16 protein-coding genes and 1 pseudogene are annotated in these 16,749 nt (G+C 58.0%); 9 read left to right on the forward strand and 8 right to left on the reverse strand.

Features of this window, described 5'->3' with window-relative positions; genetic code table 11:
- Positions 1-12: 12 nt before the first annotated feature.
- Both DQN55_RS00415 and DQN55_RS00420 read left to right on the forward strand, forming a co-directional pair.
- Positions 13-1,434, forward strand: coding sequence for an aminotransferase-like domain-containing protein (locus tag DQN55_RS00415; protein ID WP_048381391.1), 1,422 nt, complete (start codon positions 13-15; stop codon positions 1,432-1,434).
- Positions 1,435-1,445: 11 nt separating this feature from the next.
- Entirely contained in the window at positions 1,446-2,996 is a 1,551-nt protein-coding gene (locus tag DQN55_RS00420; RefSeq protein WP_088500021.1) for a phospholipase D family protein, read from the forward strand.
- Position 2,997: 1 nt separating this feature from the next.
- Here the strand turns inward: DQN55_RS00420 and DQN55_RS00425 are convergent, their stop codons facing one another.
- Both DQN55_RS00425 and DQN55_RS00430 read right to left on the reverse strand, forming a co-directional pair.
- Complete coding sequence (locus tag DQN55_RS00425; protein ID WP_048381389.1) at positions 2,998-4,146, reverse strand: MFS transporter; 1,149 nt, start codon at positions 4,144-4,146, stop codon at positions 2,998-3,000.
- A gap of 147 nt (positions 4,147-4,293) precedes the next feature.
- Positions 4,294-5,787 (reverse strand): aldehyde dehydrogenase, encoded by a 1,494-nt coding sequence (locus DQN55_RS00430; protein WP_048381387.1) that lies wholly within the window; start codon positions 5,785-5,787, stop codon positions 4,294-4,296.
- 238 nt (positions 5,788-6,025) lie between these two features.
- Here DQN55_RS00430 and DQN55_RS00435 point away from each other — a divergent pair, with 238 nt between their 5' ends.
- Positions 6,026-6,388: a cupin domain-containing protein gene (locus tag DQN55_RS00435; protein WP_048381386.1), complete on the forward strand. Its 363-nt coding sequence runs from the start codon at positions 6,026-6,028 to the stop codon at positions 6,386-6,388.
- Between the two features lie 58 nt (positions 6,389-6,446).
- Here the strand turns inward: DQN55_RS00435 and rpmG are convergent, their stop codons facing one another.
- Entirely contained in the window at positions 6,447-6,602 is a 156-nt protein-coding gene (gene rpmG / locus DQN55_RS00440; RefSeq protein ID WP_003437824.1) for a 50S ribosomal protein L33, read from the reverse strand.
- Between the two features lie 11 nt (positions 6,603-6,613).
- Complete coding sequence (gene rpmB, locus DQN55_RS00445; protein ID WP_019410280.1) at positions 6,614-6,847, reverse strand: 50S ribosomal protein L28; 234 nt, start codon at positions 6,845-6,847, stop codon at positions 6,614-6,616.
- Positions 6,848-7,350: 503 nt separating this feature from the next.
- On the opposite strand from rpmB, the gene DQN55_RS00450 reads away from it, so the two are divergent.
- A complete protein-coding gene (locus DQN55_RS00450) occupies positions 7,351-8,937 on the forward strand; it encodes an ABC transporter substrate-binding protein (RefSeq protein ID WP_048381384.1) in 1,587 nt (528 codons plus the stop codon).
- A gap of 3 nt (positions 8,938-8,940) precedes the next feature.
- Here the strand turns inward: DQN55_RS00450 and radC are convergent, their stop codons facing one another.
- Positions 8,941-9,615: a RadC family protein gene (gene radC, locus DQN55_RS00455; RefSeq protein WP_048381381.1), complete on the reverse strand. Its 675-nt coding sequence runs from the start codon at positions 9,613-9,615 to the stop codon at positions 8,941-8,943.
- 122 nt (positions 9,616-9,737) lie between these two features.
- Here radC and coaBC point away from each other — a divergent pair, with 122 nt between their 5' ends.
- The 4 genes and pseudogenes from coaBC (at position 9,738) to argB (ending at position 13,813) form a co-directional block, all read left to right on the forward strand.
- The gene (coaBC, locus tag DQN55_RS00460) at positions 9,738-10,946 is read left to right on the forward strand and encodes a bifunctional phosphopantothenoylcysteine decarboxylase/phosphopantothenate--cysteine ligase CoaBC (RefSeq protein ID WP_048381380.1); all 1,209 of its coding nucleotides are present in this window, start codon (positions 9,738-9,740) and stop codon (positions 10,944-10,946) included.
- Positions 10,947-10,951: 5 nt separating this feature from the next.
- Positions 10,952-11,407, forward strand: coding sequence for a dUTP diphosphatase (gene dut, locus DQN55_RS00465; protein WP_048381378.1), 456 nt, complete (start codon positions 10,952-10,954; stop codon positions 11,405-11,407).
- Between the two features lie 71 nt (positions 11,408-11,478).
- Positions 11,479-12,882, forward strand: a pseudogene (locus DQN55_RS00470) (phosphomannomutase/phosphoglucomutase); the annotation flags it as partial.
- Between the two features lie 25 nt (positions 12,883-12,907).
- Positions 12,908-13,813, forward strand: coding sequence for an acetylglutamate kinase (gene argB / locus DQN55_RS00475; protein WP_048381375.1), 906 nt, complete (start codon positions 12,908-12,910; stop codon positions 13,811-13,813).
- 61 nt (positions 13,814-13,874) lie between these two features.
- On the opposite strand, the gene pyrE is transcribed toward argB, so the two are convergent.
- Positions 13,875-14,516, reverse strand: coding sequence for an orotate phosphoribosyltransferase (pyrE, locus tag DQN55_RS00480; RefSeq protein WP_048381373.1), 642 nt, complete (start codon positions 14,514-14,516; stop codon positions 13,875-13,877).
- An 82-nt stretch (positions 14,517-14,598) separates the two neighbouring features.
- Between pyrE and DQN55_RS00485 the strand changes: the two genes are divergently transcribed.
- Complete coding sequence (locus DQN55_RS00485; RefSeq protein ID WP_048372400.1) at positions 14,599-15,378, forward strand: exodeoxyribonuclease III; 780 nt, start codon at positions 14,599-14,601, stop codon at positions 15,376-15,378.
- A 72-nt stretch (positions 15,379-15,450) separates the two neighbouring features.
- Here the strand turns inward: DQN55_RS00485 and DQN55_RS00490 are convergent, their stop codons facing one another.
- Together DQN55_RS00490 and rph are read right to left on the reverse strand one after the other, a co-directional pair.
- A complete protein-coding gene (locus DQN55_RS00490; RefSeq protein ID WP_048381371.1) occupies positions 15,451-15,819 on the reverse strand; it encodes a DUF4870 domain-containing protein in 369 nt (122 codons plus the stop codon).
- A 44-nt stretch (positions 15,820-15,863) separates the two neighbouring features.
- A complete protein-coding gene (rph, locus tag DQN55_RS00495; RefSeq protein ID WP_048381369.1) occupies positions 15,864-16,586 on the reverse strand; it encodes a ribonuclease PH in 723 nt (240 codons plus the stop codon).
- Positions 16,587-16,749: the final 163 nt, after the last annotated feature.

A 16,749-nucleotide genomic window follows, 5' to 3' on the forward strand; every position in this document is an offset into this window, starting at 1 on the left:
GAGAGTTCTGCCATGACCCTTTACGTTAATCTCGCCGACTTACTTGGCACGCGTATCGAACAGGGCTTTTATCGCCCCGGCGACCGTTTACCGTCGGTACGGGCGTTAAGCGCCGAACATGGCGTCAGTCTGAGCACGGTGCAGCAGGCTTACCGCTTGCTGGAAGACAACGGGCTGGCGTCGCCTCGCCCGAAATCCGGCTACTTTGTGCCAGTGGAGCGTGAGCTTCACGCTTTGCCGGTCATGAGCAGGCCAGCGCAACGGCCGGTGGAAATTTCGCAATGGGAGCAGGTGCTGGAGCTGGTGCGTTCGGTCCCGCAAAAAAATGTAATTCAGTTGGGGCGCGGCATGCCGGACGTCACCACGCCGACCATCAAGCCGTTATTGCGCAGCCTGGCTCAGATAAGCCGCCGCCAGGATTTGCCCGGGCTGTATTACGACAATATCTACGGCGTCTTGAGCTTGCGCGAGCAGATCGGGCGCCTGTTGCTCGATTCCGGCTGTCATCTCGGGCCGGACGATCTGGTGATTACCACCGGCTGCCATGAAGCCCTGTCGTGCAGCATTCGCGCGGTGTGCGAGCCGGGTGACATCGTAGCGGTCGATTCGCCAAGCTTTCATGGGGCTATGCAAACCTTGAAAGGGTTAGGCATGAAAGCACTCGAGATCCCGACCGATCCACTGACCGGCATCAGTCTGGAAGCCCTCGAGCTGGCACTTGAACAATGGCCTATCAAAGCGATCCAGCTCACGCCCAGTTGCAATAATCCCTTGGGCTACATCATGCCCGAGGCTCGAAAGCGGGCGCTGGTCACGTTAGCGCAGCGGTTTGATGTGGCGATTATCGAAGACGATGTTTACGGTGAGCTGGCCTATACCTACCCCCGCCCGCGCACGATTAAATCCTTCGACGATGATGGGCGAGTCTTGCTGTGCAGCTCATTCTCCAAGACCCTGGCCCCCGGTTTACGGGTTGGCTGGGTCGCTCCGGGACGTTATCTGGAGCGGGTGCTGCACATGAAATACATCAGCACCGGCTCGACCGCGCCGCAGCCGCAGCTGGCGATTGCCGACTTTTTGAGGAAGGGGCATTTCGAGCCGCACCTGCGCCGAATGCGCAGTCAATATCAGCGTAATCGCGATTTGATGCTGGGGTGGGTCAGTCGTTACTTTCCGGTGGGCACGCGCGTGAGCCGCCCCCAAGGCAGTTTTATGCTGTGGCTGGAGCTCCCTGATGGTTTTGACAGCTTGCGCCTCAACCGAATATTGCTGGAACAAGGGGTGCAAATTGCGGTGGGCAGTATTTTTTCAGCCTCGGGCAAGTACCGTAACTGCTTGCGCATGAACTACGCTGCAAAGCCTACGCCGCAGATCGAAGATGCTGTGCGCAAGGTTGCCATGGCGGCCAGCAAATTGTTGGCAGAGACCGTTTGATGACTCTTTCGATGAAACCACTCGGCGTACTGCTGTTGACCCTATGGCTGGGAGGTTGTGCCACTTTGGACGTACCCCGTGAATCGACACAGGCTTTACCTGCATCGGACTCGGCCTTTGGCCGTTCGATTCAAGCACAAGCTGCACCATACATGGGGCGTTCGGGCTTTCGCCTGTTGCCCAACAGCGGTGAAGCGTTTCGCGCCCGGGCCGAGTTGATTCGCAATGCGCAGAGCAGCCTCGACTTGCAGTATTACATCGTCCATGACGGGCTGAGCACCCGCATGCTGGTGGACGAGTTGCTCAAAGCCGCTGATCGCGGGGTCCGTGTACGGATTTTGCTCGATGATACGGCCAGCGATAGCCTGGACGGGCTGCTTGCCACCCTTGGTGCCCATCCCAATATCCATATCCGGTTGTTCAACCCGTTGCAATTGGGGCGCAGCACCGGGGTGACACGGGCCCTTGGGCGGCTGTTCAATCTTTCGCGCCAGCATCGACGGATGCACAACAAGCTGTGGTTGGCCGATAACAGCGTGGCGATTGTCGGGGGGCGCAACTTGGGCGATGAGTATTTCGATGCCAAGCCTGAGCTGAACTTCACGGACATCGACCTGCTCGGCGTCGGCCCGGTGGCCGAGCAGTTGGGGCACAGCTTCGATCAATACTGGAACAGCGCCCTGAGTCAGCCGATTGGTGATTTTGTGTCTTCACGCCTGTCCGGGCGTGAGCTGTCCAAGGCGCGCAGCGAGTTGGAGGCTTCCCTCAAGGTGGCGCAACAACGCAACCGCGCACTGTATGAGCAACTGGCTTCCTATGAAACGGATCCTCGGCTGGACGTATGGCGCCAAGAGCTGATATGGGCCTGGAATCAGGCGCTGTGGGATGCGCCGAGCAAGGTGCTGGCCAGAGGCGAGCCCGACCCGCATTTACTGCTGACCACGCAGTTGGCGCCCGACATGGCCAATGTCACCAAAGAGTTGATCCTGATTTCGGCTTATTTCGTGCCCGGCGAAACCGGCCTTGTGTACCTGACCGGCCGCGCAGATGCCGGGGCCGATGTGCGTTTATTGACCAATTCACTGGAAGCCACGGACGTGCCGGTCGTTCACGGCGGCTATGCACCTTATCGCAAGGCGTTGCTCGAGCACGGCGTCAAGCTCTACGAGCTGCGGCGCCAGCCGGGCGTGGGCGGAGGCAGTGGCCCGCACCTGTTCAGAAAAGGGATGAGTTCGGACTCGAGCCTGCACAGCAAGGCAATGATTTTTGACCAGCAAAAATCATTTATCGGATCGTTCAATTTCGACCCGCGTTCGGGTTTGTGGAACACGGAGGTCGGGGTGTTGGTCGATAGCCCGCAACTGGCTGCTGAAGCCCGTAAGCTCGCCCTGCAAGGTATGGCACCGGCGTTGAGTTACCAGCCGAAACTGGAGCAGGGCGAAATCGTCTGGGAGACCGAAGACAACGGCCAGCTGCATACGCTGAAGCGTGAGCCGGGCAGTTGGTGGCGCCGGGTCAATGCGTGGTTCAGTAAAAGTGTCGGGCTGGAGAAGATGCTCTGAATCACCCCCCGGTGCCCGCTTCTGTCCCGAATGCGCCCTGGCGCGATACCAGGATGACCAGCCCCAATGCTCCGGCGGCCATGAACAGCGGTAACGCATGCCCGCTTATCCATTGGCTACCGGCTCCGGCGGCCAGCGGGCCGATCAGGCAGCCGATGCCCCACAGTTGCGCCACGTGGGCATTGGCGCGCACCAGCGCGTCGTCGCGGTAGCGTTCCCCGATCAGAATCAGCGACAACGTGAACAGCCCGCCAGCGCTGGCGCCGAAAATGACCCACAGCGGCCAGATCAGCAGCGTATTGAGCAGCAATGGCACTGCCAGGCTCGACACCATCAACATCACGGCACAGCCGGTAAACAGCGAGCGGCGGGACAGGCGGTCGGCCAGTGCGCCAATCGGCAGCTGCAACAGGGCGTCGCCCACCACCACCGTGCTGACCATCGCCAGTGCGATGTCCGCCGTGAACCCCTGGCGCAGGCAGTAAATGGGCAGCAGCGTCAAAATCATCGCCTCGAAGGCTGCAAACAGCGCCACGGCCCAAGCGATGGCCGGCATTCCCCGACAGAACCCCAGCAAATCCTTGAATGTCACACTGCACGCTTCTGTGCTCGGCGCTCCGTCACGACCCATCAGCAGCAAGGGAGCCAGTGTCAGCAAGCCGACGCCGATCCAGAACCCGTAGTCATCCTCCGAACCGATAAGGCCCAGTAGCAGAGGGCCGGACAATTGGCTCAAGGCATAGGCACAGCCATACAGTGCCACCAGGCGACCGCGCCACTGTTCGACCACCAGCTGGTTGATCCAGCTTTCGCCGAGAATAAAAATCACCGTGAGTACCACGCCGATAAGCAGACGCAAGACCAGCCACACCGGGTAACTGGGCAGTAGCGCCAGCAAACCGATGGACAGTGCGCCTCCCCACAGGCACAGGCGCATCAGTCCAGGTGTGCCAAAACGGGCAGCCAGCTTGCTGGCCACGCTGGCTCCCACGAGCACACCCACCGCAGGCATGGCCGCCATTACGCCAATTGCGAATCCGTCATAGCCCCAGCCTTCAAGGCGAAAGGAGACCAGCGGCATGCTGACGCCCAGTGCCAGGCCGACACTGAGAATTGAAGCCAGCACCGCGAAATAAGTCGCCCAACGCATGTCTGCGCTCCTGTGGATAACTCAATTTTCGAGAGAGGAAATAACAGTGGGAGCGAGCTTGCCCGCGGTGCAGGCCTAGAGTCTGAGTCAGCCCCCAGGCCTGCACCGCGGGCACTCCCGCTCCCACCGTGTGTTGCGTGTGTGCTGTTACAGCTTGATCCAGGTGGATTTCAGCTCGGTGTATTTGTCGAAAGCATGCAGCGATTTATCGCGGCCGTTGCCCGATTGCTTGAAACCGCCAAACGGTGCGGTCATGTCGCCACCATCGTATTGGTTGACCCACACACTGCCGGCGCGCAGGGCTTTGGCTGTCAGGTGAGCCTTGGAAATGTCAGCAGTCCAGACGGCAGCGGCGAGGCCGTAGGGTGTGTCGTTGGCAATCTGGATCGCCTCTTCAGCCGTGTCGAAGGTGATGACCGACAGCACCGGGCCAAAAATCTCTTCCTGAGCGATTTTCATCGCGTTGTTAACGCCGTCGAAAATGGTCGGCTCAACATAAGTTCCACCGGTTTCCTGCAGGATCTGGTTACCGCCCGCCACCAGTTTGGCGCCGTCACTGTGGCCGGACTTGATGTACGACAACACGGTGTTCATTTGCTGGGTGTCGACCAGTGCGCCCACGGTGGTAGCCGGGTCCAGCGGGTTGCCAGGCTTCCAGCCCTTGAGGGCTTCGATGACCAGCGGCAGGAAGCGGTCTTTGATCGAGCGCTCGACCAGCAGGCGCGAACCGGCCGTGCAGACTTCGCCCTGGTTGAAGGCAATGGCACTGGCAGCCGATTCGGCGGCGGCTTGCAGGTCGGGAGCATCTGCAAACACGATGTTCGGACTTTTGCCGCCGGCTTCGAGCCAGACGCGCTTCATGTTGGACTCGCCGGAGTACACCATCAGTTGTTTGGCGATTTTGGTCGAGCCAGTGAACACCAGGGTGTCGACGTCCATGTGTAGCGCCAGCGCTTTACCGACGGTATGACCATAGCCTGGCAGTACGTTCAGCACACCGGCTGGAATACCGGCTTCAACGGCCAGTGCAGCAATGCGGATGGCGGTCAGCGGAGATTTCTCGGATGGCTTGAGGATGACCGAGTTACCGGTGGACAGCGCAGGCCCGAGTTTCCAGCAGGCCATCATCAGCGGGAAGTTCCATGGCACGATCGCCGCGACAACACCCACGGGTTCGCGGGTCACCAGGCCCAGCTGGTTATGCGGCGTAGCAGCCACCTCGTCGTAGATCTTGTCAATGGCCTCGCCGCTCCAGCTCAGCGCGTTGGCCGCGCCAGGTACGTCGATTTCCAGAGAGTCGGTAATGGGCTTGCCCATGTCCAGGGTTTCAAGCAGAGCCAGCTCTTCAGCGTTTTGCTTGAGCAAGCCGGCAAAGCGGATCATGGTGGCTTTGCGCTTGGCCGGGGCCATGCGCGACCAGACACCGGAGTCGAAAGTCTTGCGCGCGTTTTCGACGGCACGCTGGGCATCAGCGGCATCGCAGCTGGCAACCTTGCCCAGCAAACGGCCATCGACCGGGCTGAGGCACTCGAATGTTTCATTGGAGACTGCGGCGGTGTATTCACCGTTGATGTACGCGCGGCCTTCGATCTTTAGCTGTTGGGCTCGTTGTTCCCAGTCAGCACGGGTCAGGGTGGTCATTCGAGTGTCCTCCTCTTATTAAAAATAGAAGCGCCCCGGCTTTCGCGTGGCGCGTCAGGGATGCTGTCCAATCGACTAGAGTGATTGGCACGAGACATGCGCCACCCTAAACCAGTGTCCCGGGGACTTTCAATATATTTGACATATGTGTCGTAAACGACATGGCTTGTTCGTTTTAATAAACATAGTATTTGGACTTTCTGGCTCTACACACCGTCATTCCGGGGGGATAAGCACCATGAGTATCACAACCATCGTCGATTTCAACACTGCCAACACCCAGGCTGAGCGCTTCAGTCCGGCACCGGAAAAGGTGCTCAAGGGGAATCCCGAACAAGTTATCCACAACCACTATGCCAGCCCATGCGGGCAGATGAATGCGGGTGTATGGGAGGGTGCAGTGGGTCAATGGACGGTGAACTACACCGAGCACGAGTACTGCGAAATCATTGAAGGTGTTTCGGTCCTGCGCGACCAGCAAGGCAATGCCAAAACCCTGCGGGCGGGAGACCGCTTTGTGATTCCGGCCGGCTTCAGCGGAACGTGGGAAGTACTGGAAAAATGCCGCAAGACGTATGTCGTGTTTGAGCAGAACGCTTGAATTTCAGGCAAGAAAAAGCCCGCCGAAGCGGGCTTTTTCTTAAAGAGACAAAAATCAATTACTTGATTTTGGCTTCTTTGTAGATCACGTGCTTGCGAACCCGCGGATCGAATTTTTTGATTTCGATTTTGTCCGGAGTGGTGCGCTTGTTCTTATCAGTGGTGTAGAAATGGCCTGTACCAGCGCTCGACACCAAACGGATCAATTCACGCATGATTAGCTCCCTTAGATCTTGCCAGCACGGCGGATTTCGGCCAGCACGACAGTAATGCCACGCTTGTCGATGATACGCATGCCTTTAGCAGATACGCGCAGACGCACGAAACGTTTCTCTTCTTCAACCCAGAAGCGGTGATGCTGCAGGTTCGGCAGGAAACGACGACGGGTTTTGTTATTTGCGTGGGAAATGTTATTCCCAGTCACCGGACCCTTACCGGTAACTTGACAGACTCTCGACATGCCTCAGCCCTCTAAAACCACATGCCCAACCCGGCATGGGTTGGCCGCTTAATCTCTCAGTCATTTGGCGCTAGGCGCCGCGTTTCTTTAAGGGTCTTACCGGTTACACCTACAAACGAAGGAACCGGGCCCCTAGAAAAGAGCGCTGCTTTATACCAGAAAGACTAAAGCGCAACAACAAGCAGTGTGATTTGCCGTGATTAATTGAACCGGTATTTTAACCCGCATTCAGCTTGAAGCCTGTGTGTGGCGGGGTTTTACCGCTCGTCGCTGGGTGAAAGGTTTCAGGCAGCAAAACCCTCGTCAGCGGTTGTTGTGCGCGTGGCGCTCGCTGGCGCTGGCAGCGTGAAGGGTGGCTAAAATGCGTTCAACGGCCCTTCATACGCGCAGAAGCGGGAACGGACAACGATTAAAAGTAGTCATTTGATGATGGCCCTACTAGGGTAGTCCTTTTCCAGACTGCACACGCAGATGGGTCAATGACTTGCGAAGGAAAATAGACCATGCACCTCGCTGCTGCCCCCTTTTTGCTCGCTTTATGCCTAAGCCCTCTGGTGCAGGCGGCTACGTTGAGTGTATGTACCGAGGCCAGCCCGGAAGGGTTTGATGTGGTGCAGTACAACTCGCTCAGTACCACCAATGCCTCGGCAGACGTGTTGATGAACCGTCTGGTGGACTTTGACGCTCAGGCCGCCAAGTTGGTGCCCAGCCTGGCCCAGAGCTGGTCAGTGTCTCCTGACGGCCTTGTGTACGATTTCAAATTGCGCCCCGGGGTCAAGTTTCATAGCACTCCTTATTTCACACCAAGCCGTGAGTTGAATGCCGATGATGTGCGTTTCAGCTTTGAGCGCATGCTGGATCCGGCCAACCCTTGGCACAAGGTGGCGCAAAGCGGTTTCCCACATGCGCAGTCTTTGCAGTTGCCTGAGCTGATCAAAAAGATTGAGACCCCGGACCCGCTGACCGTGCGTTTTACGCTCAGTCATCCGGATTCGACTTTCCTTCCGGCCCTGAGCATGGGCTTTGCGTCGATTTATTCAGCTGAATATGCCGATAAACTGCTCAAGGCCGGTACCCCTGAACGGATGAACAGCCAGCCGATTGGCACTGGTCCTTTCGTGTTTACCCGGTTTCAGAAAGATGCCGTGGTGCGTTACAAGGCCAATCCGGACTATTTCGCGGGCAAGCCCGGTATCGACGGGCTGATTTTTGCCATTACCCCGGATGCCAACGTGCGCCTGCAAAAGCTGCGACGCAATGAGTGCCAGATCGCCCTTTCGCCCAAACCGCTGGATGTAGACGTTGCTGCGAAAGATCCGGCGCTGAAGGTCGTGCAGACCCCGGCCTTTATGACGGCCTTTGTGGCCATCAACAGCCAGCATCCGCCGCTGGACAAGCCTGAAGTGCGGCAAGCGATCAACCTGGCCTTCGACCAGGCGACGTACCTCAAGGCGGTGTTCGAGAACAGCGCGCAGGTCGCCAAGGGTATCTACCCGGCTACGACCTGGAGTTACGCCAAGGATTTACCGGGTTATGCCCACGACCCTGAAAAAGCCAAAGCGTTATTGGCCAAGGCCGGCCTCCCGAATGGTTTTAAAACTACGATCTGGACGCGACCGACAGGCAGCGTGCTGAATCCGAATCCAAGTCTGGGGGCGCAGTTGTTGCAGGCTGACCTGGCGAAAGTCGGGATCAAGGCCGATATTCGCGTGATTGAGTGGGGCGAGTTGATTCGCCGGGCCAAAGCAGGTGAACACGACCTGCTGTTTATGGGCTGGGCGGGCGATAACGGCGACCCTGATAACTTCCTGACTCCACAGTTTTCATGTGCGGCAGTCAAGTCAGGGACCAACTTTGCTCGTTATTGCGACAAGACACTGGACAACCTGCTAACGGATGGCAAGACCCTGAGCGATCAGGACAAGCGCAGTGTGCTGTATCAGAAGGCTCAGGCACTGATCCAGCAGCAGGCCTTGTGGTTGCCGCTGGCTCACCCAACGGCTTACGCGTTAACCCGTAAAGACATACAGGGTTATCAGGTAAGTCCGTTTGGGCGCCAGGAGTTCTCAACGGTCAGCATCAAGCCCTGAAGGCTACATCCAGCCATGTTCGACCATCGAGAATGGCTCGCCGTCCCCGATGATGAAGTGATCGAGCACCCGTACTTCAACCAGATCCAGCGCTTCGGTCAGGCGCTGGGTCAGGCGGTGATCGGCATGGCTGGGTTCGCTGATGCCGGAGGGATGGTTATGGCAGAAAATGACGGCCGCGGCGTTGTGCGCAAGGGCGCGTTTGACCACTTCGCGCGGGTAAACACTGGCGCTGTCGATGGAGCCCTTGAACAGCTTCTCAAAGGCCAGCATGCGGTGTTTGGAGTCCATGAACATGCAGCCAAAGACTTCGTGCGGCTCATGACGCAATGCTGATTTGAGGTACTGGCGAACAGCTTGCGGGCTTTCCAGGGCGGAGTCGCGGCGCAAGCGCTCAGCCAAGTGGCGCCGTCCCATCTCCAGTACGGCCTGCAACAGGCTGTACTTGGCTGGCCCTAGCCCCGGCGGCCGGCAGAAAACGCTCAAATCCGCTTCCAGCAAAGCCCTGAGGCTGCCAAATTCAGTCAATAAATGGCGCGCCAGATCGACGGCGCTTTTGCCTGGCACTCCGGTACGCAGAAAGATTGCCAACAGTTCGGCATCGGAAAGCGTTGCTGATCCTTGAGCTAAAAGTTTTTCTCGCGGCCGCTCGGAAGCAGGCCAATTCTTGATGCTCATAACACCTCCATGTGTATGGGGCCCGCTGTTCCATAGCAGGCGCTGTGTTATCTTAGCCCATCTTTTTTGCGTGGCTTTTGGCCATTTTTCACGCAGTCATCATCGAACTAAAAGGCAGGCCTATGCAGCGGCTGTATCGAAAACGCATTGTTTTGGGCGTCGGCGGCGGCATCGCGGCTTACAAGAGTGCAGAGCTGGTCCGCCGTCTGCTGGACCAGGGTGCTGAAGTCCGTGTAGTCATGACGCGGGGCGGCAGTGAGTTCATCACGCCCCTGACCATGCAGGCGTTGTCAGGGCATCCGGTCCATCTGGACTTGCTCGACCCGGCAGCGGAAGCAGCCATGGGGCATATCGAACTCGCCAAATGGGCTGACCTGGTGTTGATCGCACCGGCGACCGCTGATGTGATCGCCCGCCTTGCCCAGGGTCTGGCCAATGATTTGCTGACCACGCTGGTGCTGGCCACTGACGCAACGGTTGCTATCGCGCCAGCGATGAATCAGGCCATGTGGCGTGATCCAGCCACCCAAGCCAATACCCGATTGCTCGAAAGCCGTGGCCTGCATGTATTTGGCCCGGCCTCCGGGAGCCAGGCCTGTGGCGATGTCGGCTTTGGCCGCATGCTTGAGGCCGATGACCTGGTGCAGTGTGCCGCTGAGTGTTTCCAGCGCAAGGTGCTGACCGGCAAGCATGTGCTGATTACCGCCGGCCCGACGCAGGAAAACATCGACCCGGTGCGTTACATCACCAATCACAGCTCCGGGAAAATGGGCTTTGCCCTGGCCGAAGCCGCGGTTGAAGCCGGTGCCCGCGTGACGCTGATTACCGGACCGGTACACTTGCCGACCCCGGATCGCGTAGCCCGCATCGACGTGGTCAGTGCCCGTGACATGCTTGCGGCCTGTGAAGCGGCTATTCCGTGTGATGTGTTTATTGCATCTGCTGCTGTTGCAGACTACCGGCCTGAAGTCGTCGCCCCGCAAAAATTAAAGAAAGATCCTGCCAAAGGCGATGGTCTGTTGCTGCAGATGGTGCGCAACCCCGACATCCTGGCCACGATTGCTTCGCGCCCGGATCGCCCCTTTAGTGTCGGCTTTGCCGCAGAAACCGAGCACTTGCTTGATTACGCTGCGCGCAAGCTGAAAGACAAAAACCTCGACCTGATTGTCGCCAACGATGTGGCTAACCCCAGCATTGGCTTCAACAGTGAGGAGAACGCATGCAGCGTGATTGACCGCGAACTGCATGCCACTGTGTTTGCCCAGACCAGCAAGGGCAAGATTGCCCGCCAACTGGTCACTTTTATCGCCGAACGTCTGAACCAGGTTTAACTCGTATGCACGCTTTGCAAGCCAAAATCCTCGATCCACGCATTGGTAACGAATTTCCGATGCCGCAATACGCCACGACGGGCTCTGCCGGTCTCGACCTGCGCGCCATGCTCAAAGAAGACACCCTTCTGGAGCCGGGCCAGACCCTGCTGATTCCGACCGGCCTGTCGGTATACATTGGTGATCCGGGCCTTGCAGCGCTGATCCTGCCGCGCTCGGGCCTGGGTCATAAACACGGCATCGTGCTGGGCAATCTGGTCGGTCTGATCGACTCCGATTATCAGGGCGAGTTGATGGTGTCGTGCTGGAACCGGGGTCAGACCGCGTTCAATATCACCGTCGGTGAGCGCATTGCTCAACTGGTGCTGGTGCCGGTGGTGCAGGCGCATTTCGAGCTGGTTGAAGAGTTCGACGAAAGCCAGCGTGGCGCTGGTGGTTTTGGCCACTCCGGCAAGCTCTGATTGTGCAGTACAAGGTCAGGCACCCTGCCTGACCTTCAGTGCCCCCTGAATCCTCTGAGCGTGGAGTCCCCCCTGCAATGAGTAGCCCCGCTTCGGTCCCCCCGCAATTCCCTGACAGCATTTTTCGCGCCTACGACATTCGTGGCGTGGTGCCGAAAACCCTGACCGCTGAAACGGCTTACTGGATTGGTCGCGCCGTCGGTGCCGAGAGCCTGGCCCAAGGCGAGTCCCGTGTATCGGTGGGCCGCGACGGGCGCTTGTCGGGTCCGGAGCTGGTGGAGCGTTTGATCCAGGGCGTGGCTGACAGTGGTTGCTACGTCAGCGATGTGGGCCTGGTGCCGACACCAGCGCTGTATTACGCAGCCTGCGTCCTGGCAGGTAAGTCGGGGGTGATGCTCACGGGTAGCCATAACCCGTCGAACTACAACGGCTTCAAAGTCGTGATCGCGGGCGACACCCTGGCCAACGAGCAAATTCAGGCGCTGCACACGCGCCTCAAAACCAATGACCTGACGTGGGGCGAAGGCCGTATCGAGCGCGTTGAAATTCTGTCGCGTTACTCCGATGAGATAACCCGGGATGTCAAGCTGGCGAAGCGTTTGAAGGTGGTGGTGGATTGCGGTAACGGTGCCGCGGGAGTCATTGCACCGCAGTTGATCGCGGCCTTGAATTGCGAAGTGATTCCGTTGTTCTGCGAGGTGGACGGCAACTTCCCCAACCACCACCCGGATCCGGGTAAACCTGAAAATCTTCAGGATCTGATCGCCAAGGTCAAGGAAACCCGGGCCGACATCGGACTGGCGTTCGACGGCGATGGTGATCGGGTCGGCGTTGTAACCAACGCGGGTACCATCGTTTTTGCTGACCGTCTGCTGATGCTGTTTGCTCAGGATGTGTTGACGCGTAACCCGGCGGCCGAGGTTATCTTTGATGTGAAGTGCACGCGTCGTCTGACGCCGCTGATCAAGGAGTCTGGTGGCCGCCCACTGATGTGGAAGACCGGTCATTCGTTGATCAAAAAGAAGATGAAAGAAACCGGCGCCCTGCTGGCCGGCGAAATGAGCGGGCACATTTTTTTCAAGGAGCGCTGGTTCGGTTTTGATGATGGGATCTACAGCGCTGCACGCTTGCTGGAAATCCTCAGCAGGCAGCAAGCGACGGCAGAAGAGCTGTTTGAGGCCTTCCCGAACGATATTTCTACACCTGAGATCAATATCGATGTGACGGATGAGAGCAAATTCAGCATCATTGAGGCCCTGCACGATGCCCAATGGGGTGAAACTGCCGAACTGACCTCCATTGATGGTGTGCGGGTCGACTATCCCCGCGGTTGGGGCCTGGTTCGAGCGTCCAACACCACGCCGGTGCTGGTGCTGCGATTTGAGGCTGATACCGAGGTTGAACTGCAACGCATCAAGGATGTCTTTCACGCACAACTCAAGCGTGTTGCCCCTGATCTCCAACTACCGTTTTGATCGATTTGTTCTACCGGAGCCCTGAATGACCCTCGAACGTGATGCCGCCTCCAATGTTGCCAAGGTTTTGTCCGAAGCGTTGCCCTACATTCGCCGTTACGTCGGCAAGACGCTGGTGATCAAGTACGGCGGCAACGCTATGGAGAACGACGAGCTGAAAACCGGGTTTGCCCGGGACATCGTGTTGATGAAGGCGGTGGGGATCAACCCGGTCGTCGTGCACGGTGGCGGTCCGCAAATCGGTGATCTGCTCAAGCGCCTGTCCATCGAAAGCCATTTCATCGACGGTATGCGCGTGACAGACTCGCAAACCATGGATGTCGTGGAGATGGTGCTGGGCGGCCAGGTGAACAAGGACATCGTTAACCTGATCAACCGTCATGGCGGTAGCGCGATCGGACTGACTGGCAAGGACGCGGAGCTGATCCGTGCAAAAAAACTGACGGTCACCCGCCAGACCCCGGAGATGACTTCGCCGGAAATCATCGATATTGGTCATGTGGGCGAAGTGGTCGGGATCAACACTGACCTGCTGCATATGCTGACCAAAGGTGATTTCATCCCGGTTATCGCGCCAATAGGTGTGGGCGCCAATGGCGAGTCCTACAACATCAACGCGGACCTGGTGGCGGGCAAGGTTGCCGAAGCCCTGAAAGCCGAAAAACTGATGTTGCTGACCAACATTGCCGGTTTGATGGACAAGCAGGGTAAGGTCCTGACTGGGCTGACCACGGCTCAAGTCGATGAGCTGATTGCCGACGGCACCATCTATGGCGGCATGCTGCCTAAGATCCGTTGCGCGCTGGAAGCGGTGCAAGGTGGCGTGACCACCGCGCACATTGTCGATGGCCGTGTGCCGAATGCGGTGCTCCTGGAGATCTTTACCGACACCGGTGTCGGTACCTTGATCACCAACAGCAAGCCGCTTTAAGCAGAACTGAAAAAGCCCCGTCCGGTGATTGCCGAACGGAGCTTTTTTGTGGGCAGGGATATCAGATCCCGTATTGCGCCCGGTATGCTTCTACGGCTGGCAGGTATTGCTTGAGCGTTTCGTCTTCGGCCAGGAATTGCAGCACCTGATTCAGCGAAACGATGCTGATGACCGGAATGCCGAAGTCGCGCTCGACTTCCTGGATGGCCGACAACTCACCGTTGCCACGCTCCTGACGGTTCAAGGCAATCAGAACCCCGGCTGCCTTGGCGCCTTGGGCCTGAATGATCTGCATGACCTCACGGATGGCAGTGCCGGCCGTGATCACGTCGTCGATGATCAGGATGTCGCCTTCGAGCGGTGAGCCCACCAGGCTGCCCCCTTCGCCGTGCGCCTTGGCTTCTTTGCGGTTGAAGCACCATGGCATGTCGCGGTCATGGTGCTCGGCCAGTGCCACGGCAGTGGTTGCCGCCAAAGGAATACCTTTGTAGGCCGGGCCAAACAGCACGTCGAAAGGAATACCGCTGTCTACAATGGCTGCGGCATAGAAGCGCCCCAGCTGAGCCAGCGCCGAGCCAGTATTGAAAAGGCCGGCATTGAAGAAGTAAGGGCTGGTGCGCCCGGACTTCAGGGTGAATTCACCGAAGCGCAAAACGCCGCGATCAATGGCAAAACGGATAAAGTCGCGCTGATACGCTTGCATGTAAAAAGCCCCAGATACCACGGATTTAGCTAATTAGTAAGACCGCGTGTATCATACACGCACGTGATTTTTGGGGCCATTTATGCGGATCATCAGTGTGAACGTCAATGGTATTCAGGCGGCAGTCGAGCGCGGTTTGCTCAGTTGGCTGCAAGCTCAGAATGCCGACGTTATCTGTCTGCAGGACACCCGCGCCTCCGCCTTTGAACTGGACGATCCAGCCTACCAGCTCGATGGCTACTTTCTTTATGCCTGTGAAGCTGAAGTCCCTGCCCAAGGCGGTGTGGCTTTGTATTCGCGGTTGCAACCGAAAGCGGTCATCACCGGGCTTGGCTTCGAGACGGCGGATCGCTACGGGCGCTACCTGCAAGCCGATTTCGATAAGGTCAGCATCGCGACCTTGCTGCTCCCTTCGGGGCAGAATGGCGATGAAGACTTGAACCAGAAGTTCAAGCTAATGGATGACTTTGCGCGCTACCTTGATAAGCAGCGTCGCAAGCGTCGTGAGTACATCTACTGTGGCTCGCTGTATGTGGCACAGCAGAAGCTCGACATTAAAAACTGGCGCGACAGCCAGCAATCTCCGGGTTTCCTGGCGCCTGAGCGGGCCTGGATGGATGAGATTGTGGGCAATATGGGTTATGTCGATGCCCTGCGAGAAGTCAGCCGTGAAGGCGACCAGTACAGCTGGTGGCCGGACAACGAACAGGCCGAGATGCTTAATCTGGGCTGGCGTTTTGACTATCAGTTGCTCACGCCGGGCTTGCGCCGCTTTGTAAGAAGCGCCCGTTTGCCGCGTCAGCCACGTTTCTCGCAACATGCGCCATTGATTGTGGACTACGACTGGACACTGACCATCTAAGTGTTTTTTCGCCGCCATAAAAAAGCCGACATCGCTGTCGGCTTTTTTGTGGGCGCTGGTTTTAGTCGCGGTTTACTTGATCGGGCGCCAGGTGAAGGGGTAGCGGTAAGTCACCCCGTCATTGGCCTTCACGCCAGCAATCACCACCAGCACGACGGCGCCTATCAGTACCAGGCCGAGTAATGCGAAGCCAATCAGGATGAACATCAGGACGTAGCAAATCGCCGAGAGAATCGCCACGGTGATTTGAAAGTTCAGTGCTTCCTTGCCCTGGTCGTCGATAAAGGGGTCGCTTTCGCGCTTTATCTGCCACAGGATCAGTGGCCCGATCAGGCTGCCAAACGGGAACCACATCCCGAGGAACGCGGAGAAGTGACAAAACATGGCCCATTGCCGAGCTTCGCGGCTCGGTTTGGGTTTTGAAAGGTCCAGTTCGCTCATGGCGTTCTCCACGTAATGGGTGGCTCAGGCAATCGGGCAGGCATTCAGTCAGCCAGTGCCGCTTGTTGCAGCGCAAAGATTTCGTTCATGCCTTTTTGTGCGAGGGCGAGCATGGCATTCAGCTCTTCGGGCTGGAATGGTGCGCCTTCGGCAGTGCCCTGGACTTCGATGAAGCCACCGCTGCTGGTCATAACGACGTTGAGGTCGGTTTCAGCTGCCGAATCTTCAGGATAGTCGAGGTCAAGCACAGGCTCGCCTTGATAAATACCCACGGAAACCGCGGCGATCATTTGTTTGATCGGGTCGCCGCCTTTAAGGCCGCCGCGTTTTTTGATGATTTTCAGTGCGTCGACCAGTGCGACCATTGCACCGGTAATGGAAGCCGTACGGGTGCCGCCATCTGCCTGAATAACGTCGCAGTCGACGTACAGGGTGATGTCCCCCAGCTTTGACATGTCCAGCGCTGCGCGCAGGGAGCGGCCGATCAGGCGCTGGATTTCGAGGGTGCGGCCCCCTTGCTTGCCACGGCTGGCTTCACGCTGGTTGCGGTCGCCGGTGGCGCGCGGCAGCATGCCGTATTCGGCGGTCAGCCAGCCTTGGCCCTGGCCTTTAAGGAAGCGCGGGACACCGTTCTCGACGCTGACGGTACAGATGACTTTGGTGTCACCGAACTCGACCAGTACAGAACCCTCTGCGTGTTTGGTGTAGTTGCGGGTGATGCGGATCGGGCGCAGCTGATCGGCAACGCGACCACTTGGACGTTTCATGTGGGATACCTGTACGGGACGGAAAACTGCCGAGCATTATAAGGGCCATCGCCCAACAGGACACCTCTAATACCGATCTGCGTATTCAGGGGGGGGTGATGTTTACGACAGACGTCATTTGGGGGCTCCCCGTGCACTGCGTTACAATCCGCCGCCTTAATGG

Origin of the sequence: Pseudomonas taetrolens (assembly GCF_900475285.1) — a bacterium.
GTDB classification, from domain to species: domain Bacteria; phylum Pseudomonadota; class Gammaproteobacteria; order Pseudomonadales; family Pseudomonadaceae; genus Aquipseudomonas; species Aquipseudomonas taetrolens.

What these genes read in the sequence shown, in the direction of transcription:
- DQN55_RS00415 (WP_048381391.1), top strand. Translation starts at nt 13, where the DNA reads ATGACCCTTTACGTTAATCTCGCCGACTTACTTGGCACGCGTATCGAA.
- DQN55_RS00420 (WP_088500021.1), top strand. Translation starts at nt 1,446, where the DNA reads ATGAAACCACTCGGCGTACTGCTGTTGACCCTATGGCTGGGAGGTTGT.
- DQN55_RS00425 (WP_048381389.1), bottom strand. Translation starts at nt 4,146, where the DNA reads ATGCGTTGGGCGACTTATTTCGCGGTGCTGGCTTCAATTCTCAGTGTC.
- DQN55_RS00430 (WP_048381387.1), bottom strand. Translation starts at nt 5,787, where the DNA reads ATGACCACCCTGACCCGTGCTGACTGGGAACAACGAGCCCAACAGCTA.
- DQN55_RS00435 (WP_048381386.1), top strand. Translation starts at nt 6,026, where the DNA reads ATGAGTATCACAACCATCGTCGATTTCAACACTGCCAACACCCAGGCT.
- rpmG (WP_003437824.1), bottom strand. Translation starts at nt 6,602, where the DNA reads ATGCGTGAATTGATCCGTTTGGTGTCGAGCGCTGGTACAGGCCATTTC.
- rpmB (WP_019410280.1), bottom strand. Translation starts at nt 6,847, where the DNA reads ATGTCGAGAGTCTGTCAAGTTACCGGTAAGGGTCCGGTGACTGGGAAT.
- DQN55_RS00450 (WP_048381384.1), top strand. Translation starts at nt 7,351, where the DNA reads ATGCACCTCGCTGCTGCCCCCTTTTTGCTCGCTTTATGCCTAAGCCCT.
- radC (WP_048381381.1), bottom strand. Translation starts at nt 9,615, where the DNA reads ATGAGCATCAAGAATTGGCCTGCTTCCGAGCGGCCGCGAGAAAAACTT.
- coaBC (WP_048381380.1), top strand. Translation starts at nt 9,738, where the DNA reads ATGCAGCGGCTGTATCGAAAACGCATTGTTTTGGGCGTCGGCGGCGGC.
- dut (WP_048381378.1), top strand. Translation starts at nt 10,952, where the DNA reads ATGCACGCTTTGCAAGCCAAAATCCTCGATCCACGCATTGGTAACGAA.
- argB (WP_048381375.1), top strand. Translation starts at nt 12,908, where the DNA reads ATGACCCTCGAACGTGATGCCGCCTCCAATGTTGCCAAGGTTTTGTCC.
- pyrE (WP_048381373.1), bottom strand. Translation starts at nt 14,516, where the DNA reads ATGCAAGCGTATCAGCGCGACTTTATCCGTTTTGCCATTGATCGCGGC.
- DQN55_RS00485 (WP_048372400.1), top strand. Translation starts at nt 14,599, where the DNA reads ATGCGGATCATCAGTGTGAACGTCAATGGTATTCAGGCGGCAGTCGAG.
- DQN55_RS00490 (WP_048381371.1), bottom strand. Translation starts at nt 15,819, where the DNA reads ATGAGCGAACTGGACCTTTCAAAACCCAAACCGAGCCGCGAAGCTCGG.
- rph (WP_048381369.1), bottom strand. Translation starts at nt 16,586, where the DNA reads ATGAAACGTCCAAGTGGTCGCGTTGCCGATCAGCTGCGCCCGATCCGC.